24 protein-coding genes are annotated in these 18914 nt (G+C 38.1%); 21 read left to right on the top strand and 3 right to left on the bottom strand.

The window, feature by feature from the left end; all coding sequences use genetic code 11:
- Positions 1–47 precede the first annotated feature (47 nt).
- The 7 genes from LJC66_RS22910 to LJC66_RS22880 all read left to right on the top strand — a co-directional run bounded on the left by LJC66_RS22910 (position 48) and on the right by LJC66_RS22880 (position 7146).
- Positions 48–542: a DUF4912 domain-containing protein gene (locus LJC66_RS22910; RefSeq protein ID WP_025750525.1), complete on the top strand. Its 495-nt coding sequence runs from the start codon at positions 48–50 to the stop codon at positions 540–542.
- Positions 535–2853, top strand: coding sequence for a glycosyltransferase (locus LJC66_RS22905; protein ID WP_230933601.1), 2319 nt, complete (start codon positions 535–537; stop codon positions 2851–2853). The genes LJC66_RS22910 and LJC66_RS22905 overlap by 8 nt, the downstream gene beginning before the upstream one ends.
- Positions 2850–5129, top strand: a complete 2280-nt coding sequence (locus LJC66_RS22900; protein WP_230933600.1) for a sugar phosphate nucleotidyltransferase — start codon at positions 2850–2852, stop codon at positions 5127–5129. Before LJC66_RS22905 ends, LJC66_RS22900 begins: the two co-directional genes overlap by 4 nt.
- A 242-nt stretch (positions 5130–5371) precedes the next feature.
- Positions 5372–5521 (top strand): 50S ribosomal protein L33, encoded by a 150-nt coding sequence (gene rpmG, locus LJC66_RS22895; protein WP_013059189.1) that lies wholly within the window; start codon positions 5372–5374, stop codon positions 5519–5521.
- A 46-nt stretch (positions 5522–5567) separates the two neighbouring features.
- Entirely contained in the window at positions 5568–6134 is a 567-nt protein-coding gene (locus tag LJC66_RS22890) for a 5-formyltetrahydrofolate cyclo-ligase (RefSeq protein WP_195695898.1), read from the top strand.
- Positions 6121–6918, top strand: a complete 798-nt coding sequence (locus LJC66_RS22885; RefSeq protein WP_230933599.1) for a DUF92 domain-containing protein — start codon at positions 6121–6123, stop codon at positions 6916–6918. The genes LJC66_RS22890 and LJC66_RS22885 overlap by 14 nt, the downstream gene beginning before the upstream one ends.
- Before the next feature lie 51 nt (positions 6919–6969).
- The gene (locus tag LJC66_RS22880) at positions 6970–7146 is read left to right on the top strand and encodes a hypothetical protein (protein WP_013059186.1); all 177 of its coding nucleotides are present in this window, start codon (positions 6970–6972) and stop codon (positions 7144–7146) included.
- A 75-nt stretch (positions 7147–7221) separates the two neighbouring features.
- Here the strand turns inward: LJC66_RS22880 and LJC66_RS22875 are convergent.
- A protein-coding gene (locus LJC66_RS22875) for an IS3 family transposase (protein ID WP_230933598.1) occupies positions 7222–8378 on the bottom strand; the annotation gives its coding sequence in 2 pieces (ribosomal slippage) (positions 7222–8105 and positions 8105–8378; 1158 coding nt in all).
- Positions 8379–8576: 198 nt separating this feature from the next.
- Here LJC66_RS22875 and LJC66_RS22870 point away from each other — a divergent pair.
- The 4 genes from LJC66_RS22870 to LJC66_RS22855 all read left to right on the top strand — a co-directional run bounded on the left by LJC66_RS22870 (position 8577) and on the right by LJC66_RS22855 (position 12470).
- On the top strand, positions 8577–10097 hold the full coding sequence (locus tag LJC66_RS22870) for a rhomboid family intramembrane serine protease (RefSeq protein WP_230933597.1): 1521 nt from the start codon (positions 8577–8579) through the stop codon (positions 10095–10097).
- A 181-nt stretch (positions 10098–10278) separates the two neighbouring features.
- Positions 10279–10485, top strand: a complete 207-nt coding sequence (locus LJC66_RS22865; protein WP_195695901.1) for a YqgQ family protein — start codon at positions 10279–10281, stop codon at positions 10483–10485.
- A 2-nt stretch (positions 10486–10487) separates the two neighbouring features.
- Positions 10488–11456, top strand: a complete 969-nt coding sequence (locus LJC66_RS22860; protein ID WP_013059183.1) for an ROK family glucokinase — start codon at positions 10488–10490, stop codon at positions 11454–11456.
- A 111-nt stretch (positions 11457–11567) separates the two neighbouring features.
- A complete protein-coding gene (locus LJC66_RS22855; protein ID WP_230933596.1) occupies positions 11568–12470 on the top strand; it encodes a M14 family metallopeptidase in 903 nt (300 codons plus the stop codon).
- 35 nt (positions 12471–12505) lie between these two features.
- On the opposite strand, the gene LJC66_RS22850 is transcribed toward LJC66_RS22855, so the two are convergent.
- Positions 12506–12682 (bottom strand): DUF2759 domain-containing protein, encoded by a 177-nt coding sequence (locus LJC66_RS22850; RefSeq protein ID WP_013059181.1) that lies wholly within the window; start codon positions 12680–12682, stop codon positions 12506–12508.
- 208 nt (positions 12683–12890) lie between these two features.
- Between LJC66_RS22850 and LJC66_RS22845 the strand changes: the two genes are divergently transcribed.
- Positions 12891–13523 carry an MBL fold metallo-hydrolase gene (locus tag LJC66_RS22845; protein WP_195695903.1) on the top strand — a complete coding sequence of 211 codons (633 nt, stop codon included), beginning with the start codon at positions 12891–12893 and terminating at the stop codon, positions 13521–13523.
- A gap of 37 nt (positions 13524–13560) precedes the next feature.
- Here LJC66_RS22845 and LJC66_RS22840 read toward each other — a convergent pair whose 3' ends face one another.
- The gene (locus tag LJC66_RS22840) at positions 13561–13797 is read right to left on the bottom strand and encodes a DUF2626 domain-containing protein (RefSeq protein ID WP_013059179.1); all 237 of its coding nucleotides are present in this window, start codon (positions 13795–13797) and stop codon (positions 13561–13563) included.
- A gap of 261 nt (positions 13798–14058) precedes the next feature.
- Between LJC66_RS22840 and LJC66_RS22835 the strand changes: the two genes are divergently transcribed.
- The 9 genes from LJC66_RS22835 to LJC66_RS22795 all read left to right on the top strand — a co-directional run bounded on the left by LJC66_RS22835 (position 14059) and on the right by LJC66_RS22795 (position 18900).
- Positions 14059–14442, top strand: a complete 384-nt coding sequence (locus LJC66_RS22835) for a Spx/MgsR family RNA polymerase-binding regulatory protein (protein WP_013059178.1) — start codon at positions 14059–14061, stop codon at positions 14440–14442.
- Between the two features lie 269 nt (positions 14443–14711).
- Positions 14712–15764, top strand: coding sequence for a competence type IV pilus ATPase ComGA (gene comGA, locus LJC66_RS22830; RefSeq protein ID WP_230933595.1), 1053 nt, complete (start codon positions 14712–14714; stop codon positions 15762–15764).
- Positions 15755–16801, top strand: coding sequence for a competence type IV pilus assembly protein ComGB (gene comGB / locus LJC66_RS22825; RefSeq protein WP_269067683.1), 1047 nt, complete (start codon positions 15755–15757; stop codon positions 16799–16801). Before comGA ends, comGB begins: the two co-directional genes overlap by 10 nt.
- A 14-nt stretch (positions 16802–16815) precedes the next feature.
- Positions 16816–17127: a competence type IV pilus major pilin ComGC gene (comGC, locus tag LJC66_RS22820; protein WP_013059175.1), complete on the top strand. Its 312-nt coding sequence runs from the start codon at positions 16816–16818 to the stop codon at positions 17125–17127.
- Entirely contained in the window at positions 17069–17551 is a 483-nt protein-coding gene (gene comGD / locus LJC66_RS22815; protein WP_230933593.1) for a competence type IV pilus minor pilin ComGD, read from the top strand. Before comGC ends, comGD begins: the two co-directional genes overlap by 59 nt.
- Positions 17535–17873 (top strand): type II secretion system protein, encoded by a 339-nt coding sequence (locus LJC66_RS22810; protein WP_116514861.1) that lies wholly within the window; start codon positions 17535–17537, stop codon positions 17871–17873. Before comGD ends, LJC66_RS22810 begins: the two co-directional genes overlap by 17 nt.
- Positions 17870–18307: a competence type IV pilus minor pilin ComGF gene (gene comGF / locus LJC66_RS22805; protein WP_230933592.1), complete on the top strand. Its 438-nt coding sequence runs from the start codon at positions 17870–17872 to the stop codon at positions 18305–18307. Before LJC66_RS22810 ends, comGF begins: the two co-directional genes overlap by 4 nt.
- On the top strand, positions 18297–18671 hold the full coding sequence (comGG, locus tag LJC66_RS22800) for a competence type IV pilus minor pilin ComGG (RefSeq protein ID WP_195695906.1): 375 nt from the start codon (positions 18297–18299) through the stop codon (positions 18669–18671). The genes comGF and comGG overlap by 11 nt, the downstream gene beginning before the upstream one ends.
- A 43-nt stretch (positions 18672–18714) precedes the next feature.
- Positions 18715–18900 carry a YqzE family protein gene (locus LJC66_RS22795; RefSeq protein ID WP_013059170.1) on the top strand — a complete coding sequence of 62 codons (186 nt, stop codon included), beginning with the start codon at positions 18715–18717 and terminating at the stop codon, positions 18898–18900.
- The last annotated feature ends 14 nt before the right edge of the window (positions 18901–18914 follow it).

Genomic DNA, 18914 nt, shown 5'->3' with positions numbered 1-18914 from the left:
GCATTTATATGTAGAAAAAACATTCTAAGAAACGAAGTGATAAAACAGTGGCTGCTAATCTTATTCAAAACTTAAATGTGTGTATAGCTACTCAGCTTGACTCATCTCGTATTTATGTTCACTGGTCGTTTTCTGAGCATATTCGAGAGATGGTAGAAAGTATGTTTTCGACACGGTGGGAAGAATTGAACCTAGCTATGTGTACGTATGATATAACAGGTCTTCATTTTAACGGCCATGAATCAAACCGCTATTATATGAAGGGTCTTACTCCTAAGCAAGACTTCATGTTTATGAACAGCTTGGAAAGTGAGCGCACGTATGTAATAGATATTGGTATTCAAGATAAAGAAGGAAGTTTTTTTTCCCTTCTTCGTTCCAATCCGGTTTATTTGATGAAAGAAAAATATGAACAAGTGAATGTAACTTCGTTGAGCTGGATGTACGAACCTGTAAAAGTTCACCAGGGTGTTCAAAATGAATTTAGCACATATTCCTTATATTCAAATGACTTGGAGCAGGTGAAGAAGCAATATGAATAGTGATGACTGTATTCTTTTAACTTATATGCATTATCCCTTGCTACATGTACTTCAAACAGAGAGTGAGTATCTGCTGTTTGAACAAGTAACGAACGAGTTCATCCCTTTTTTAGATCAAATTGAGTCTAAGAAATTGATAGGTGCAACAGCTGTGATGTCTTGTGTGTTTTTGAACGCATTAAACGACGAGGAGTTTAACACTCGTTACGCGCGGTATTTACACCAGTTTTCAAGCCGGCAGCATCAGAGAGCACTCACTTTTTTTAAAAAGTGGAACGGGAGCTTGTTCTCAGCCTGCAAATATTTTTTTCAGCATGACATGATGGAGTGTATTCCTACTACCGTAACGAACGCGTTCGTTTCCACCCTTAAAACCGAACAAACATTAAATCTCCAAATTACAGAAGCAATACGTGTTTTTCAACAGTTTTTTGAAAAAAAGCCCGTCGGTTTTTTTATACAGCAAGGAGAGTATACTCATCAAGTAGATATGCTCCTAAATTCTCATGAAATGCGCTATACCTTTGTGAAGTCATCAACAGATGAACTAAAAAAGTCGCCTGCTGGCATTATCTTGTTTCCATATCCTAAGCAAGGAAAACAAGTTGAGGAAGGAACAATCAATAAAGCGAGCGTTTTTTTGGATTTGAAGGCTAAGGACACGCTTGGCTTTCAGCGAATGCAAGCAGCAAGCGGTACATTTCAATATCCTTTAGATTACGCGAGGGATATAGAGTTTCATCAAAACGAAACTCTTGCACTCTACGGTGCAACAAAAAGCGCCGAATTTGTCAGTGAGAACAATCAATTGTTTATTTCAACCGTACAGAAGTCAGAGGCGATGCTAGATGTTATCGATTCTAAACATCCTAGCGTGGTGAATACTATCTACCGACAGTGGCTTCTTTTAAGTAGCAGCGATTGGCTTTATAATTTTGAAAAAGTCAAAGATGAATACGAAAGGCAAGTAAAACTATTTGATTTTCTCTGTCACGAAGAGAATCCAAGGATGGATAGCGAAAACAGTTTTCTTTCAGGCAGTTCTTTTTTATACCCTACAAAAGAGATAGAGCCAGCGGCTTTATCAGTAAATCAATATAAAGGCGGTCTCTCCATTTTAATGCTTGCATGGGAATTCCCTCCTCTAGTTATCGGAGGACTTGCACGACATGTATTTGATTTATCCAGAGCGTTAGCAAAGGCAGGCCATCACGTTAGTGTATTAACAACGTATGTAGAGGGGCTGCCGGAATATGAGCGTTTATACGGTGTTCACGTTTACCGAGTTAAAAGCCTGCAGCCTCATCATCCGGATTTTTTGACATGGGTAAACAGCTTGAACGTGGCTATGGCTCTTAGAGGACTGCAATTAGGCTACAAGCTGTCTTTTGACGTTATTCATGCTCATGACTGGCTTGTTGCATCCGCTGCAAAATGTTTAGCAGATAAAACGGATAGACCGCTAATTACGACCATTCATGCGACAGAACATGGGCGCAATAATGGTATTCATAATGACATGCAGCAAAAAATTCACTTGCAAGAAGAGGAGCTGATTCGACAATCAAGCTCAATCATTGTCTGCAGCGACTATATGAAGAAGGAATTAATCACTTTATTTCACGTAGAGCAAGATAAAATTGCTATATTTCCAAATGGAATTGACAAGCAGCTGGTAGTCGACGCAGTAAATGAGCGGTTAAAAGAAAGTTTACAAAAGAAATATAATTTTAGAAAGGCCCCTATTATTTTTTCAATTGGACGAATTGTATATGAAAAAGGATTTCAGCTATTTATTGAAGCAGCGGAACTATTTAAGAAAAAACAAATAGATGTTCAATTCGTTGTAGCAGGAAAAGGGCCTTTACTTCATGAGTTTCGAACACAGGTAAGTGAAAAGCAACTAGACAAATACGTGTATTTTATTGGATACATTACCGATAACGAACGAAATCAGCTTCTTCAAGCTTGCAAAATGGTTGTTTTTCCAAGTTTATATGAACCTTTTGGAATTGTGGCTTTAGAGGGGATGGTAGCCAAGAAGCCAACTATCGTTGCCGATACAGGAGGTCTAAGCGATATTGTTTCACATTTTGACACGGGCCTGACGTTTGCCCGAGGAGATACGCTCGAATTAATCAACTGTATTGAATTTTTGTTAAAAAATGAAAAAACGGCTGCAAAAATCAGCGAAAATGGGTATAGAAAAGCAACAACTATGTTTAGCTGGGAAAAAATCGCTATTGATACAAGTAAGCTGTTTCAACATCAGATTTGCCAGGATAAAAAAAGAAGGGAGGCAAAAAATTGAAAGCCATTATACTTGCTGGCGGTAAAGGAACAAGACTGCAGCCCTTGACCTATACGATTCCAAAGCCTATGCTACCGCTTTACGATAAACCTGTGATGGAATATAGCATTGAACTGCTTAAGAAACATGGAATTACAGAGATTGGGATTACGCTGCAGTATAGGCATGAACAAATTATTGAATACTTTGGGGATGGCTCTCAGTGGGGAGTGACGCTTACTTATTTTATCGAAAAAGAGCCTCTTGGAACGGCGGGCGGAATTAAGCGAGCAGAGGCCTTTATTGAGGAAGACTGTATTATTATTAGTGGAGATGCCTTAACAGAAATTAATCTTCAAGACGTTATTCATTTTCATTATGAACAAAAAAGCGAAATGACCATTGTTACAAAAGAAGTAAACGACGTGCGGGGCTATGGAGTGGTGACGATAGATGAAGGGTATCGAGTCACTGGGTTTGTAGAGAAACCGACCTACGAACAGGCCAATAGCCGATTGATTAATACGGGAGTGTATGTGATCAAAAAATCCGTTCTTGATTACGTGAATTCTTATGGTCCTACAGATTTTAGCTTTGACATTATCCCGCTTCTTTTGGAATATAATCATACTGTGTGCAGCTTTGTAACGGAAGATTATTGGATTGATATTGGGCAAATCCACCATTATCGTCAAGCACACTATGATTTGTGGAGCAAGTGGTTTGGCAATAGACAGGAAAGTATTGTCTCAGATGACGCGCTCATAGAAGAAGGGGTGACTGTTTACGATCCGGTTTACGTAGGAGAAAATGTGGTGATTAAAAAAGGTGCTTCAATTGGTCCTTACACGATTATTGGAACCAATAGCATCATAGAAGCACATGCTGCAATCGATAAAACGATTTTGCTTCAAAACGTAACGGTGGGGGCAGAATCGTTTTTATACAACGCTACGATAGGTCCCTATGTAAATGTTCAAGCAATGACTACGTATGTCCAAGATACAGTAGCTGGAAATCAAGTGCTACCCCAACTTTCTGTAAAGCCAGATGTTTCTATCTTCAAAAACGGTCGCCTGTATGTACATTCATCTGTTGATCGAGAAAGACTATACAATGCGTTATTACTTGTATGCAAACATCAAGGGTCGTTCTGTCTAGCAAGCGATGATGACGGAGAAGCCACTCAGCTTCGCAAAGAATGCTTTTCTTTTTTACGAAGTAATCATTCAGCTGTGTATGATATTAAAAAAGAAGCTCTTCCGGTATTTCGATATTACATGATGACTTCACAAGCGAGCATTGGTATTTATATTGGTGTGGATAGCAAAAACAGCGGCCTGTTTTTAGAAATATATGATAATAAAGGGCAATTAGTTAATCAGCTTATTGAAAAAAAGATTGAGCGGATGTACCTTCAAGCTAAAAAAGCAAACGTAACGACTTCTGTTTCATTTAAAGAAACAAGCATAGGAAATATCAGGGGAGAATATTGTGCTGCTTTAGTAAAATCAATTAATCAGTATGCTTTATTAGAAGACAATATGCGGATTGGCGTGATTTGTTCGCCGCTTATACAGGAAGTTGTCGAACTATTATGTAAGCGTCTTCGTGTCCATGTTTTATTTTTAAACAAATGGGAGAAAGCAGAAGAAATCAAACGAATAATTAAACGAAATAAGCTGTCTTTTTGTATTCAGATTAAAGAAGATGGAGAAACATTTGCTCTATATGATGAAAAAGGCTGCAGCGTAAATGACTCAGAAATTATGTCGCTTTATATTTATAGCGTATACATGACAAAAAAAGTAGCATTCGTTCCTATTCCTATACACTATTCATCCACACTAGAAACATTTGCTCAATCTCTCAATCAATCATTTATGAGGACAAAAGCAAAAAAACGTGATTTACTTAGTCTTTTGGGGCCCGTTCAATTTCAGTTAGATGCCATGTATGCTTTATGTCAGCTGATCGAATTAATTATGGTGCAACAGCGAAAAATTTCTGAAATGATTCAATATGTCCCGCACGCTTATATGAACTGGCGGTATATTTCATGTCCGCTAGAAATTCAAGAACAAGTCATGAAGAAACTATTAGAAGAAGCAATCGGTAAACAAGTGTATGTCATTGATGGCTTAAAGATTTACCATGATCCCCATGAATGGACGCTTATTTTGCCCGATGGTCACTTGCCTGTATTAAATATTTATTCAGAGGCGTTAAACACTCAGACTGCCAAGAAGCTGTCGGCATATTTTGTAGAAAAAATACAAGAGTATCAAAGAGTGTAAATAATGGATTTTATTTAAAAGAAAGGAAGTGCGCCTCTCGTAAAAAGAGTTCCGCTTATTTCAAGACACTTCATCTATAGATAAGGCGTAGGAGAGAAGGAGCTCAGGGCTCTAAGAGGAAAGAAAAAGTGAAGAAATGAAATTAAATGACTTTCTTCAAAAAAACAGACTGGCATTTCCTTTCGAAAAATGATATTATATTAAAGTCTGATTTATGTTTATAATGTTTGGAGGGAAAATAGATGCGCGTAAACGTTACATTAGCTTGCACTGAAACTGGTGACCGTAATTACATTACAACTAAAAACAAGCGTAATAACCCAGATCGTCTTGAGTTAAAAAAATACAGCCCAAGACTTAAAAAAGTTACACTTCATCGCGAAACAAAGTAAGCAGTAGGAGTACAATCCTGCTGTTTTTTTTATAGGGGGAATTCAAATGAAATCTCATCTGCGCAAAGAGATGAAGCGCGTTCTTAATTTAATTTCTGAAGATCAGCACGAGGCACATTCAACAAGCATAGCAAATGCACTGTATGAAACTTGTTTATGGAAAGAAGCTAGAGTCATTGCAGCTACGGTTTCAAGAAATAAAGAAGTTAATACGAAAGCCATCATTGAACGTGCTTGGAAAGATGGAAAGAAAGTAGCTGTTCCAAAATGCAACCCCACAACATCTCAAATGGTTTTCTACGAGATCATGAATTTTTCACAGCTTGAAACAGTGTACTACGGGTTAGCGGAGCCAATTGTTGAAGAAACTGTTCCCGTTTCAAAATCTTCAATTGATTTACTCCTTGTGCCTGGCGTGGTATATAGCAAAAATGGATATCGTATCGGCTATGGAGGCGGCTATTACGATCGTTATCTAACAGATTATAGCGGACAGAAGCTAAGCCTTGCGTTTGATTGTCAAGTCGTTTCAGAGGTCCCATATGAATCTCATGATATTCCCGTTGAATATATTTTGACAGAGAAGGAGCTTATTTGCTGTGAATCCGTTTGATGCTGTCATGATAATTGTAATATTACTCATGGCAGGAGCAGGCTACATAGCAAAAGCACTGACAGTATCGGGAGCCTGCATGTCTTTTATCGTAGGAGCGAGCGTTTATATCGGTTTTTCGCTGCAAGGTTTTTTACTCTTACTCTTATTTTTTAGCACTTCTACGTTGTGTAGTAAGTACAAAAAAGAAAAAAAACGCGCATTAGAAGAAAAGCTAGAGAAGCACGACAGGCGAGATTATATTCAAGTCCTTGCTAATGGAGGTGTAGCTGCTGCTTGCGGTTTGTTATATGCTGCAACAGCTTTTCCTGTTTACATGTGGATGTTTATGATCAGTATCTCAGCTGCTAATGCGGACACATGGGCATCTGAAATAGGGTCTCTTAGTAAGAAGCAGCCGTTTTACCTTTGGACATTAAAGAGAGTAGAAGCGGGTACCTCAGGAGCCGTTTCACTTTTAGGTACAGCAGCCGGAGCAGCCGGAGCTTTTCTTATTGCTGCCGCTTGTTATTTTGCTTTTCCATCCGTATCGCTAAGTAGTATATTGCTAGTCGGGTGCTTTGGTTTTATTGGAAACGCTATAGACACTCTTCTTGGAGCAAGTGTGCAAGTTCGCTTTCGCTGTCAAAGCTGCGGTATTGAAACGGAACGGAAAGATCATTGCCGTAAGCCAACGATAAAAGAGAAAGGAATAACTTTCTTTAACAATGATGTTGTAAATCTTGCCGCTATTTTGCTTGCTGCTTTTACAGGCGGAACCCTTATCCTGCTTTTACCTATATAAGAGCATAAAATGTTCGTCATAGGAGCAAAGTAAACGTAAGGAGGCTTGAAAATGAGACATATTGTATTGGTACTTACGCTTTTAGTTGTTGGAACGCTGGGCTATCAAATGAGATACCGTGTTTTAAATTCGCTGTTTGGAAATTCATTTATCCGCAGTCTAGCTGTTCGTTCATTTTTTAATTTGCCATTTGTTCGGGATCGTTTAATGAAGCAGGTCTTCCGCTGAGAGCGAAAGATACATAAAAAAACACCTTACAGACGGGACTGACCCCTGATTTCGAGACAGGGATCAAAACACCTTTTAAACAGCCAGTTTTCGGTATTGTACCGGTGACTGGTTGTTTAGTTTTGTTTGAATACGGATATGGTTATAATAAGTAATATAGTTTTCGACGGTTTGTTCTACGATGGCAGTCGTAGTACATGTTAACTCGTCGAGGTAAAACGTTTCAGACTTTAGGATGGAATGAAACGATTCAATGGAGGCATTATCAGCTGGTGTCCCTTTACGGGACATACTCATGATGATGCCTCTTTCTTTGACTTTTTGTTGATACGCATAGGACGTGTAAACCGAACCTTGGTCGCTATGCAACGTACATCCTTCAGGCAAAGGAGGGAGTTGACTTAATGTATCTAAAACAAATTCTACGTTTTGGCAATCACCAATGGAATACGCAATAATTTCTCCATTAAATAAATCTTGAACACTTGAAAGATACAACTGTTTGGGTCCAAAAGGCAAGTAGGTAATATCCGTAACCAGCTTTTGAAGAGGGCGCTCTGCTCGGAAATTACGGTTTAACACGTTTTCTACAACCTGATAAGGTTGTCCTGTTTGTTTCCGTTTTTTTCTTTTTACTCGGCATTGCCAACTGTATTTCTGCATAACACGCTGCACGGTTTTATGGTTGATATGCATGGTTTGATTGAGTAACGCTGTAATTTTTCGATATCCATATCGAAATTTATGGTTGCGGCACTGTTCACCAATTTTTCGTTCGATTCGTTTTTTTCTCTTCATTTCTTCTCGTTGCTCATTTTTCTGCCAACGATAATAAGTAGATCGAGGAACCCCTAGGCACTGACAGATTTGAGAGATCGGCAACTGCTTTTTTAATTCTTCCACTACATTCAATACAACTTCTCGTACCACTCCCTTTCCAATTCTTTGTACTTTTTTAACACGTCATTCTGTTGCTTTAAATATTGATTTTCAGCTTTTAACGTTGATAAAGCATCTTGAGAATGGGACCCCTTTTGATGGGTGTAGCTTTGCCCAACGGGCTGTGCTAAACGATAGGCTTCTCCATTTTTATGCCATCTCATCCATGTTTGAAGCTGCGTACGATTGCGAATCTGTAACGTTTCCATCACTTCTTTGACGGGGATTCCTGCCAATCTCATTTCAATTGCTTGTAATTTAACTTCTACTGGATAGCTTACTCTTGTCCCCATAGAAAAAACACCTCCAAGTTATTGTTAGGTACTACATACCCGTTTTTTAACTTAAAGGTGTTTTTTATTTGTCTCACTCCATGGGGTCAGTCCCGACCCGTAAGGTGTTTTTTTGTAGAAAAAGAAAAAGGGAAAATCGTTGCTTTTTTCCTGGCTTTCTGCCATCTTTACATATAGAGAGCATGAGGAGGTGACTATTTGTCTAGGCAAGATTTTTATTATTTGCAGCTGGCACAGCAATTGCTTGGCCATTCTTCATATGAGTTGATTTCGATGAAAGCTGATGCTTCAGAGCTATGGTTTCAATCTTCGCATCGCAAAGATAAGTCAATTGTCCGCATAGTCCGCCGGAATTTTAAATCAGCCGTTGAGCAGCAAAAAGATGTATTGTATGCATTACAAAGAGCTGAAAATGTGCGAAAGCAGAGAGGTAAATCAACGCTTACTCTTAACACGATTTACTTTGCTGATTTTGATCCTTTTTATACAGAGCAGTCCTTAGAAAGTGCGCCAAGTCCCTCTAAAGTGAATAGTTACGTTGAACAATTAACGGCAGAGAAAGCAAGCGCTTATGAACCTCTATTCGAACGGTTGGGTCTTACATTAGAAAGCGCAGACAATTTCTCTTCCCAAGAAGAAGCACAGCGAATAGAACAGTGGAAACATAAAATTGTGCTTTTTGTACAGAAAAAACAAAGCGAAGAACAGCAAATAGCTGGATACGGGAAGCCTATTTTTACATATATATTTTTGGCGCTGCAAATCTTAATGTTTCTGTTTCTGGAGTGGAAGAGCAGTACACAAAATACGCTCACTCTGATTCAATACGGAGCTAAATACAACCCCTTAATTATTGAAGGCGAATGGTGGCGTTTTTTTACACCTATAATTTTGCATATAGGATTTCTGCATTTGCTTATGAATAGTGTAGCCCTGTATTATTTAGGAACGCTTGTAGAGAGGATATATGGCAGCGGGCGTTTTGTCTTTATTTATATATTTGCCGGGTTTGCAGGATCTCTAGGAAGTTTTATATGGAATACGTCTATTTCCGCAGGAGCCTCAGGGGCCATTTTCGGTTGCTTTGGAGCTTTACTGTTTTTAGCAAGAACAAATCCACGTTTCTTTTTTCGAACAATAGGATCGAGTTTCATTGTAATCATTGTGATTAACTTGATTTTTGGATTTGTTGCGCCGAACGTCGATAATGCAGGGCATATTGGCGGTTTGGTTGGCGGATTTTTAGCTGCGAGCATCGTCAGTTTACCGAAACAAAAAAAGCTGTATATTCAGATTCCGGCTTTCATTTGCACGCTTTTATTAGTAGGAAGTCTGCTTTTTTATGGATATCATGAGCGTTCTGTTTATCAAGATGAGCCCTATGCACTCAGCGTAGCGGCTACGTATCTTCAGCAGAAGCAGTATGAAGAAGCAAAAGATGCCATTAAGCTTTTTGTTGAAAAAGGAACAGGAAATAGTAACGTGTATTTCGTCAGTGCTAACGCAGAATTTTATCTTGAAAATTATAAAGAAGCTAAACAGCAATTGAATCAGGCTGTAAAGTATGATTCAACTTTTCATGAGGCGTATTACAATTTAGCTCTGGTGAATATGAAACTGAATGATATTCCAGCGGCCACACAAAATATCGATAAAGCAATTGCGCTTGAACCGCAAAATGAAAAATACGAAAAGCTGAAGCGAGAGCTAGGAAATTAAAACTGTTGAATGACGAATTTAATATTTTATACTTTACTATTGTGAGAACGTTTACTAGAATATTAATATGTAGACCTAGCAGTGGGCGTTAAATACGGCCGCTGTTTATGACTGAATGACTGTTGAGTTATCTCAAAATAAATGAATCATATCACCTAGAAAATAGGATAAAGGTGACAGAATGAATACGTTATATGATGTACAACAATTATTAAAGTCCTTCGGCATTTTTATATACGTGGGCAATCGTATTGCTGATTTAGAGCTGATGGAAGCGGAAGTAAAAGAGTTATATCAGTCTAACTTGATTGATGTACGTGATTACCAAATGGCAATTCTTTTGCTTCGTCGAGAGTTAAAACAACAAAAAGAGAAAAAGGATGAATGAACATGGATGACAAATGGTTAGTTGGAGTTGATTTAGGCGGTACAACAATAAAAATGGCCTTTATTAATCATTATGGAGAAATCATTCACAAGTGGGAAATTAATACGGATGTGAGCGAGCAAGGCCGTAAAATTCCAACGGATATTGCAAAAGCAATTGATAAAAAGTTAAACGATCTTGGAGAAGTAAAATCAAGGTTAGTAGGAATTGGTATTGGTGCACCGGGGCCTGTCAACTTTGCAAACGGTTCGATTGAAGTAGCTGTCAATTTAGGTTGGGAAAAATTCCCTATCAAAGATATCTTGGAAGTAGAAACTTCTCTTCCTGTTGTAGTAGACAATGATGCAAACATTGCAGCGATTGGAGAAATGTGGAAGGGTGCTGGAGACGGAGCAAAAGATTTACTTTGCGTTACGCTTGGCACAGGCGTTGGCGGTGGCGTCATTGCAAACGGTGAAATTGTACAAGGCGTAAATGGAGCCGCTGGTGAGATCGGGCACATTACTTCTATTCCTGAAGGCGGGGCACCGTGTAACTGCGGCAAAACCGGCTGTTTAGAAACAATTGCTTCAGCAACTGGAATTGTACGTTTAACAATGGAAGAATTAACGGAAACGGACAAACCAAGTGAGCTTCGCACAGTGTTAGAACAAAATGGACAAGTTACCTCTAAAGATGTATTTGATGCAGCTCGTTCAAAAGACGAGTTAGCTATGCATGTTGTAGATAAAGTTGCTTTTCATTTAGGTCTAGCACTAGCAAACTCTGCTAATGCATTAAACCCTGAGAAGATCGTTCTAGGCGGCGGTGTGTCTCGTGCAGGCGAGGTATTACTTGCACCGGTAAGAGATTATTTCAAACGTTTTGCATTTCCTCGCGTAGCGCAAGGTGCTGAACTAGCAATCGCTACTTTAGGAAACGATGCGGGAATTATTGGAGGAGCTTGGTTAGTTAAATCTTATTTTGAATAATAAGCAAGAATCTAACTGAGATAAAAAAGCGCTTTGACATTTAGTCAAAGTGCTTTTTTATCATGCATCTTTTCAATCTTTACATATACATAGTGTAAAGGAGTGAAGATTATGCAAATTGTAGATATCCAAAAGCCCTACGATTACACGCGAACAATACAAGATATCCAAACACTTTTAACGTACTATCCCTATGGTTCTCTTGAATGGATAGGGTGCAGCGTGCTTGGAAAGCCGATTCCTCATATTTTAATTGGAAACGGAGAAAGAAAAGTTCATATTAATGCGTCTTTTCATGCCAATGAATGGATTACGACAAATGTTCTTCTACAGTTTGTTGAAGATTATTTAGCTGCTCTTCATTACGATCAGGCGTTGAACGGGCAGGAAGCAAGAGCTCTTTTTAATCAAATTACGCTTTCTGCGGTTCCAATTGTTAATCCAGACGGAGTAGATCTGGTCTTAAAAGGTCCTGCTGTAAGTGAACCTTATGCGTCTTTTCTTTCTAAAATAGGAAGAGATTTTCCTGATTTTCAAAGCTGGAAAGCAAATATCCGAGGGGTAGACTTAAACAATCAGTTTCCGGCTTATTGGGAAATTGAAAAAAAGCGCAAAGAACCTAAAGCTCCGCATTATCGGGACTTTCCAGGCTATGAATCTCTGTCTGAACCTGAAGCGCAGGCAATGGTAAAACTCGTTGAGCGTCATGATTTTGATTGTGTGATAGCTTTACATACCCAAGGAGAAGAATTTTACTGGGGGTATATGAATGAAGAGCCGAAGGAAGCGGAGGAAATAGCCAGTTATTTTGAAAGGGTAAGCGGTTATAAAGCAGTCAAAACGATTGATAGTCACGCTGGATTTAAGGATTGGTTTATTTTAGAAAAGAAAAAGCTAGGGTTCACTTTAGAACTGGGGAAAGGAATTAATCCGCTGCCTTTATCTCAAATATCGCGCGTATATAATCCGACCAAGGCTATTTTAGTTGCGGCAATGGAATATCTATCTATTTGAAAAGCCACGCAAAGCATATGCTTTGCGTGGCTTTTTTAATGATGTACCGCCGGATAACCGTGATGTATAATGGTCATCACGGTAAACCATCCGAACACACCGAATGTTAGTACCGAAAAACCAATGCCTAATATGTTTTTATTTCTAAAAGATGAAATAGCTGCAAATACGCCTAGCAATGTTGTTAGTGCAAAAATAATCATAAGACCCACTCGAAGAAACCTCCTTTAGGCAACTTAAAATTAAAGCGCTATCATTAGCTTATCCCTTTAATTGTAAAACTTTTCTAACCGTTTGTCGAGATGAAAACCAATCTTTCTTTCGCCTTATTAGCTTAGAAAGGTCCTTACTTTCATTTATAAGATGATGTGTGTATGATAATGCATATAACGGAAATAAATTTTACAAGGAGGATACATTATGAACTATCATCGTATACCGCTAGGACCGATTCAAACGAATTGTTATGTCGTTGCTAACGAAAAAAAAGAATGTTTAGTTTTTGACCCGGGAGCTCAGGGAAAACAGCTCGTTGAATTTCTAGAAAAACAAACGTATAAACCGTTAGCTATTTTGCTGACACACGCTCATTTTGATCACATTGGAGGAGTGGATGAAGTGATGAATCACTACTCTATCCCGCTTTATGTACATAAAAATGAAAAAGAATGGCTTCATAATAGTGATTTAAACGGGTCGAAATTTTTTGATTTAGGAGAAATTACGGCTCCAGATGCAACCGATATTATTTCAGTCGAAGGCAATTTAACAATTGGTTCATTCCAATTTGAGGTGTGCGAAACGCCTGGCCATTCTCCTGGCAGCGTTTCATATTATTTCAAACCGGGTAACTTTGTAGTATCTGGTGACGCGCTTTTTGCAGGCGGCATTGGACGCACAGATTTACCTGGAGGCAATCAAGCTCAGCTGTTAGAAAGCATCGAATCGAAATTGCTGTCCCTTCCAGAAGATACGCTTGTACTAAGCGGTCACGGACCTGAAACAACTGTGGGACACGAAATGGATCAAAATCCTTTCCTGAATGGTTTTTAAGAATACAAAAAGCGATGGAAGCCCATCGCTTTTCTCTTTACTGTCCTGGTGTCATCATAAAAGTTGACCAGTACGTGAACCCCACAAAAAAGACGGTCAAATATGCTCCGAAAACGTAAATGTACATTCTTTCAGACAGCTTTAAATAACTAAGAATTACAAAAAAGCCTGTTTGAGCTAAAAAGAGTAAAGAAGTCTTATGCATGTGACCGAGGTAAAACATTACAGTGAAAATTGCTGTCCAGAACCCCATTACACGGTACATTCGTTCCACGTCCATTTCCTCCTTTATCAAACTTAGTTAGTGTCATGATGAATGTCATCGCTGTGTAAGCACTAGAAAACACTTATGAAACTATATCGATACTTTTCCATTATAATACATCCTTTCTTTCCTGAAAACGCTATCTTTTCCTTGAAATACGACAGAAGAAAAAAAGTTATACAAAACATGTGCAAAATACTATACAAAAGTTATACAAAACGTGTACAATGTATATAAACAACCTATAACTAAAAAACGGGAGGGTTTCATATGGAAGAAATTAAATTTTATACGTACCCGAGCTGTACATCTTGTCGTAAAACGAAAAAGTGGCTAGTGAAGGAAGATGTAAATTTTAAAGAGCGTCATTTATTCAGAGAAACACCTACTCATAAAGAAATGCTTGAACTTCTTTCTATGACCACAGAAGGGATGGATGAACTTCTGGCTAAAAGAAGTCAAGAATATAAAAAGTTAAATGTTGATGTGGATAGCATGACACTATCAGAAGTGGTCAATCTATTAATTGAACATCCTCGTTTGCTTCGCCGACCCATTTTAACAGATGGCAAAAAGCTTGTAGTAGGCTATAACGAATCTGCTCTTAAAAATTTAGTCAAGAAAAAAACAAGTCTTGCTTCTCTAGTTGTCTAAGCGTACATGATGAAGAAGCTCAATTCAGTAAATAACGCATAAAACGACAGCGTAGAGTTTTACATCACGTTGTCTTTTTTTATGTAGTCGTTTAGAGGTGTACAGAAGTTGTACATCGTGTACAAGGACTGAAGCGAAGAAAAGAAACGTATACTAAAAAAATTATAAAAAATGAAAAAAGAAGAAGGAAAATCTCGAAAAAGGTCGAAATTACTGTTTCTAGATGTTTTGACAATCATCTTTATTACAAATAAAGGAGCGATGATCGTTTGACCGAAATTGAACAGTTTGCGACTTACATTATACGAGATGCATGTGAGTGCCGAAGTTCTGATGTGCATATTGTGCCCCGAAAGAAAGATGCTGTGATTCAGCTGCGAATTGACCAAGAGCTTATTTTAAAGAGGGTTATTTCAAAGGAAATGTCTGAACGGCTCATTTCGCATTTTAAATTTTTAGGGGGAATGGATATTGGCGAACGAAGAAAACCTCAAAATGGTGCATTGACCACTTCCCTTGATCACTATCAAGTAAATTTACGTTTATCAACTCTTCCTACTTCTCATGATGAAAGTCTTGTTATTCGGCTTTTGCCTCATCAACAATCTACATCTCTCAAACATTTATCTCTTTTTCCTGAACATACTAAAAAGCTTATTTCTCTCTTGAAATTCTCTCATGGATTAATTATTTTTACCGGTCCTACAGGATCAGGTAAAACCACTACTCTATATACTCTTTTACACGAAGTAAAGCATCTTTTTAATCGAAATGTTATTACACTAGAAGACCCTATTGAAAAACCGAGTGAAACCGTGCTTCAAGTACAGGTAAATGAACGGGCGGGGATTACGTACACGACTGGTTTAAAAGCTATATTGCGCCATGACCCAGACATTATCATGGTGGGAGAAATAAGAGATAGTGAGACTGCCAAAATTGCTGTGAGAGCAGCGCTTACCGGACACTTGGTTTTGACAACGATGCATACTAAAGATACAAAAGGATCTTTGTACAGGCTGCTTGAATTTGGCGTTAGCTTTCAAGAAATGGAACAGACTCTTGTAGCAGTAGCTGCACAGCGCCTTGTAGAAATTCGCTGTCCGCTGTGTTCCGGAAAATGCCATCCCGCTTGTAAAAAAATGAGAAAGCATCGTCAGTCCAGCATATACGAATTGCTTTATGGCAAGGAGCTTAGCGCAGTGATGAGAGAAGTGAAAGGAGAAAATGCGGATTATGATTATAAGACGCTCCGAGATGTTATTCTAAAAGGAATCGCGCTAGGCTATTTATATCCGCATTCGCTAGACGGATGGGGATAAAGACAAATAGACAAAAAAGGTGGTCTCTTGCTCAGCAAGCGAAAATTCTTAAGCAGGTCTCTAAGCTCTTGGAAAAAGGATATACTCTTTCTCAAGCTCTTTCGTTTTTGACGTTTCAAGTATCTAACAAAGAAAAAACGGATATTGAAAAATGTCTTGAGCAGTTAAAACGTGGAGAATCTTTGCACGATGCTTTTGTTAAACTTCAGTTTCACCGTGATATTTTAAGCTATTTATATTTTGCGGAACAGCATGGAAATCTTCAGTTTGCTTTAAAAGAAAGCAGCTCAATGATTGAAGAAAAAGTAAGGCATCGTAAAAAATTTCAAAAGCTTGTTCAATATCCCGTATTGCTACTGCTGTTTATTCTTTCCATTTTATTTGTTTTAAGTACGGTTTTACTTCCACAGTTTGAAGCTCTGTACTTATCCTTTGGAAACAAGCAGTCTTCGTTTATCCTCTTATTTATGCAGGCGATGTCATTCTTTCCTTTTGTGTTACCTGCAGTCATCAGTATGCCAATTATCCTGTATTTGTTTTATGTGATTTACATTAAAAAATTGCCTCCAGTAGTTCAAATGCAGCTCTTTATGAGAGTTCCCGTTATCCGAACGTTCACACGGCTATTTAACTCGTACTTTTTTTCTGTTCATATGAGCAATTTACTAAATGGTGGTTTATCTATTTATGAATGCTTTGCTCTTTTTCAAAAGCAAGAGCATCATCCGTTTTTTCAAGTGGAAGCTTTTGCTTTTACAGATCAACTTTCCTCAGGAATGCGATTAGATCAGATCATTTCAGGTAAATCTCATTATGAAAAAGACTTGGCTCACGTTATTGTGCATGGCCAGCAGAACGGTGAGCTTTCTCAAGAACTGTATGATTACAGTCTATTTATGATGGAAAGAATGGAACAATTTATTTTTCGTATTTTAAAATATGTACAGCCGCTTACATTCTTATTCATCGGAATCGTCATTCTGCTTATGTATATGTCCGTTATGCTTCCGATGTTAGAAGTGATGTCGAGCTTGTAGAAAGGTGAAAGAATATGATTCTAAAAGGTGATAAAGGATTTACCCTTATTGAAATGCTCATTGTTATGCTCGTTATTACCGTGCTTTTGCTCATTATGATTCCAAATGTATTAAAGCATAATACGGTTATTAACAACAAAGGCTGCTCAGCTCTTGTCAAAACCGTAGAGGCTGAGGTACAAGTATACGAACTTGAAAATGGCGAAAAACCAAGTCTAGAAGAGCTTGAAGCAGGAGGCTACTTAAAAGAAGGCACCGTGTGTCCAAATGGTCAAGCTATTCAAATTGACGGTACCGGAAAGGTTACAGCTAGTGGTTCTTCTTAAGCAAAAAGGATTTACCCTCATTGAGATGCTGATGGTTTTATTTATTGTGCAAGTGATGATGTTTTCCATTATTGTAGCCATTCGGCCGCTTGTGGAATATTACAAAATCACATTATTTTTGCGACAGCTGCAAAGCGACACGTTTTATGTGCAGCAGACAGCCATGAACCGAGAATCCCCAATTAAAATTAACTTCGCACCGAAGGGAACAGAATATATTGTTTCTGATTCTCGTGCCGTTCTTTATAAGCGCGCCTATGACTCCACCATTCAAATCACGTTTGGAAGCGGCAATTCCACGATACAATACAACAAAAACGGCAATATTTCTCAAGCGAAGACCATTTTTATCAGCAATCAAAAATTTAAATATAAAGTTACTTTTCAAATAGGCAGAGGGCGTTTTTATGTGGACAAGATGTAAGGGTCAGCAGGGCTACACCTTGTTAGAAATGCTTGTTTCATTTAGCATGCTTTTACTCCTAACCGGTACAATTATTCCTTTGTATGTTCAGATGAAGGAAGCGGAAAAGAAGCAATATGTTTCGTATCAAGCTGACGCTATCTTGCACGAAGAGCTATTGAAATATAAATATGAAGCAGGATATAAACGGCGAGAAAAAATCGTAAAAGAAAACGTTGCGTTTTATCTGAAGTGGAACGGAGAAAGTGCTCAAAAGCTTTGTGTAGAATGGAAAGATTCTGCTGAGAAAATGAAAAAGAAGTGTGATGTGATGTTGAAGTGAAAAGGGAAAAAGGCTTTACGCTTGTAGAGATGTTAGTCAGTTTTACTCTTTTTTTGATCATTGTTTCATTTTTCCCCATTATCATTCCGCTAGCGAAGCAAACATATAATCCGGATTTTAGTATGAATGAAATGGAGTGGGAAATTTTTGTGAATCAACTTGCTATGGAATATCGAGAAGCAAAAGAAGTGGGAATTCATGAGACTACGCTTACGTTGAAAATGGAAAATAATCAGGTCATCACTTATGAACGCTACGAAGACAAGATAAGAAGACGAGTGGATGAAAGCGGTCATGAAGTTGTGCTGCAGCACATTAAGAATATTATGTATGAACAGCAAAAAGAAAGGCTGTTGATTCGTTCAACAGACGGTGTTAACAAAGTTAGAGAAGAAACCATTACGACGTTTTTGATGCTTGCTCATGAAACATAATGAGCAAGGATTTATTCTTCCGGTTGTTTTGGCATTTTGTGCTCTTTTTCTTCTGTTAGTAGCTCAGCAAACCACTTATTTTGTGACGAAAAGTTCATTTTATCAAGAAGTAGAGCAGAAAAATCGTCTGCAGCATCTTTTAGAAAACGCAGTTGTACATGTGAAAAAGGAAATAAGAGAACATAATAAATCTCCATCTGCATCTTTAGTATTAGAAACTGGTATGGTTTCATACGAAGTAGTAAGTGAAGATGAACAGATGATTATTCTGAAAATAAAGTGTCAAACATTGCAAGGAAGAGCATTGACGGAAACGGCATATATTCAAAAAAAGGATCAGCACATTGTGAAATGGACGGATTAAGTCTCTTTCTCTCCGGATATAATAGTGCTGAGGAGATGATTATATGAAAACGAATGATTATGTGAAATATATGACTCAGCAATTTGTACAATATATGGATCAGCCAAAAGAAGAGAGGAAAACGAAAAAGATTCAAAAAAAAGAAGAGCGAGCACCTTTTGCAAACAGATGGTTTGGAATGATTCCGCTGTCGTTTATGCTGTGGTATCGAAAGAAAAAAGAAAGATGAGCATATCATATGCT

Origin of the sequence: Priestia sp. TSO9 (assembly GCF_021029645.1) — a bacterium.
Taxonomy (GTDB): domain Bacteria; phylum Bacillota; class Bacilli; order Bacillales; family Bacillaceae_H; genus Priestia; species Priestia megaterium_E.
The sequence above is the reverse complement of the archived record's forward strand: the minus strand, read 5'-3'. Positions and strand labels throughout refer to the sequence as shown.

Bases quoted from the DNA above. Each gene is read 5' to 3' on its own strand.
- LJC66_RS22905 (WP_230933601.1), top strand. From the start codon at position 535: ATGAATAGTGATGACTGTATTCTTTTAACTTATATGCATTATCCCTTG.
- rpmG (WP_013059189.1), top strand. From the start codon at position 5,372: ATGCGCGTAAACGTTACATTAGCTTGCACTGAAACTGGTGACCGTAAT.
- LJC66_RS22890 (WP_195695898.1), top strand. From the start codon at position 5,568: ATGAAATCTCATCTGCGCAAAGAGATGAAGCGCGTTCTTAATTTAATT.
- LJC66_RS22880 (WP_013059186.1), top strand. From the start codon at position 6,970: ATGAGACATATTGTATTGGTACTTACGCTTTTAGTTGTTGGAACGCTG.
- LJC66_RS22865 (WP_195695901.1), top strand. From the start codon at position 10,279: ATGAATACGTTATATGATGTACAACAATTATTAAAGTCCTTCGGCATT.
- LJC66_RS22860 (WP_013059183.1), top strand. From the start codon at position 10,488: ATGGATGACAAATGGTTAGTTGGAGTTGATTTAGGCGGTACAACAATA.
- LJC66_RS22855 (WP_230933596.1), top strand. From the start codon at position 11,568: ATGCAAATTGTAGATATCCAAAAGCCCTACGATTACACGCGAACAATA.
- LJC66_RS22845 (WP_195695903.1), top strand. From the start codon at position 12,891: ATGAACTATCATCGTATACCGCTAGGACCGATTCAAACGAATTGTTAT.
- LJC66_RS22835 (WP_013059178.1), top strand. From the start codon at position 14,059: ATGGAAGAAATTAAATTTTATACGTACCCGAGCTGTACATCTTGTCGT.
- comGB (WP_269067683.1), top strand. From the start codon at position 15,755: ATGGGGATAAAGACAAATAGACAAAAAAGGTGGTCTCTTGCTCAGCAA.
- comGC (WP_013059175.1), top strand. From the start codon at position 16,816: ATGATTCTAAAAGGTGATAAAGGATTTACCCTTATTGAAATGCTCATT.
- comGD (WP_230933593.1), top strand. From the start codon at position 17,069: ATGGTCAAGCTATTCAAATTGACGGTACCGGAAAGGTTACAGCTAGTG.
- LJC66_RS22810 (WP_116514861.1), top strand. From the start codon at position 17,535: ATGTGGACAAGATGTAAGGGTCAGCAGGGCTACACCTTGTTAGAAATG.
- comGG (WP_195695906.1), top strand. From the start codon at position 18,297: ATGAAACATAATGAGCAAGGATTTATTCTTCCGGTTGTTTTGGCATTT.
- LJC66_RS22795 (WP_013059170.1), top strand. From the start codon at position 18,715: ATGAAAACGAATGATTATGTGAAATATATGACTCAGCAATTTGTACAA.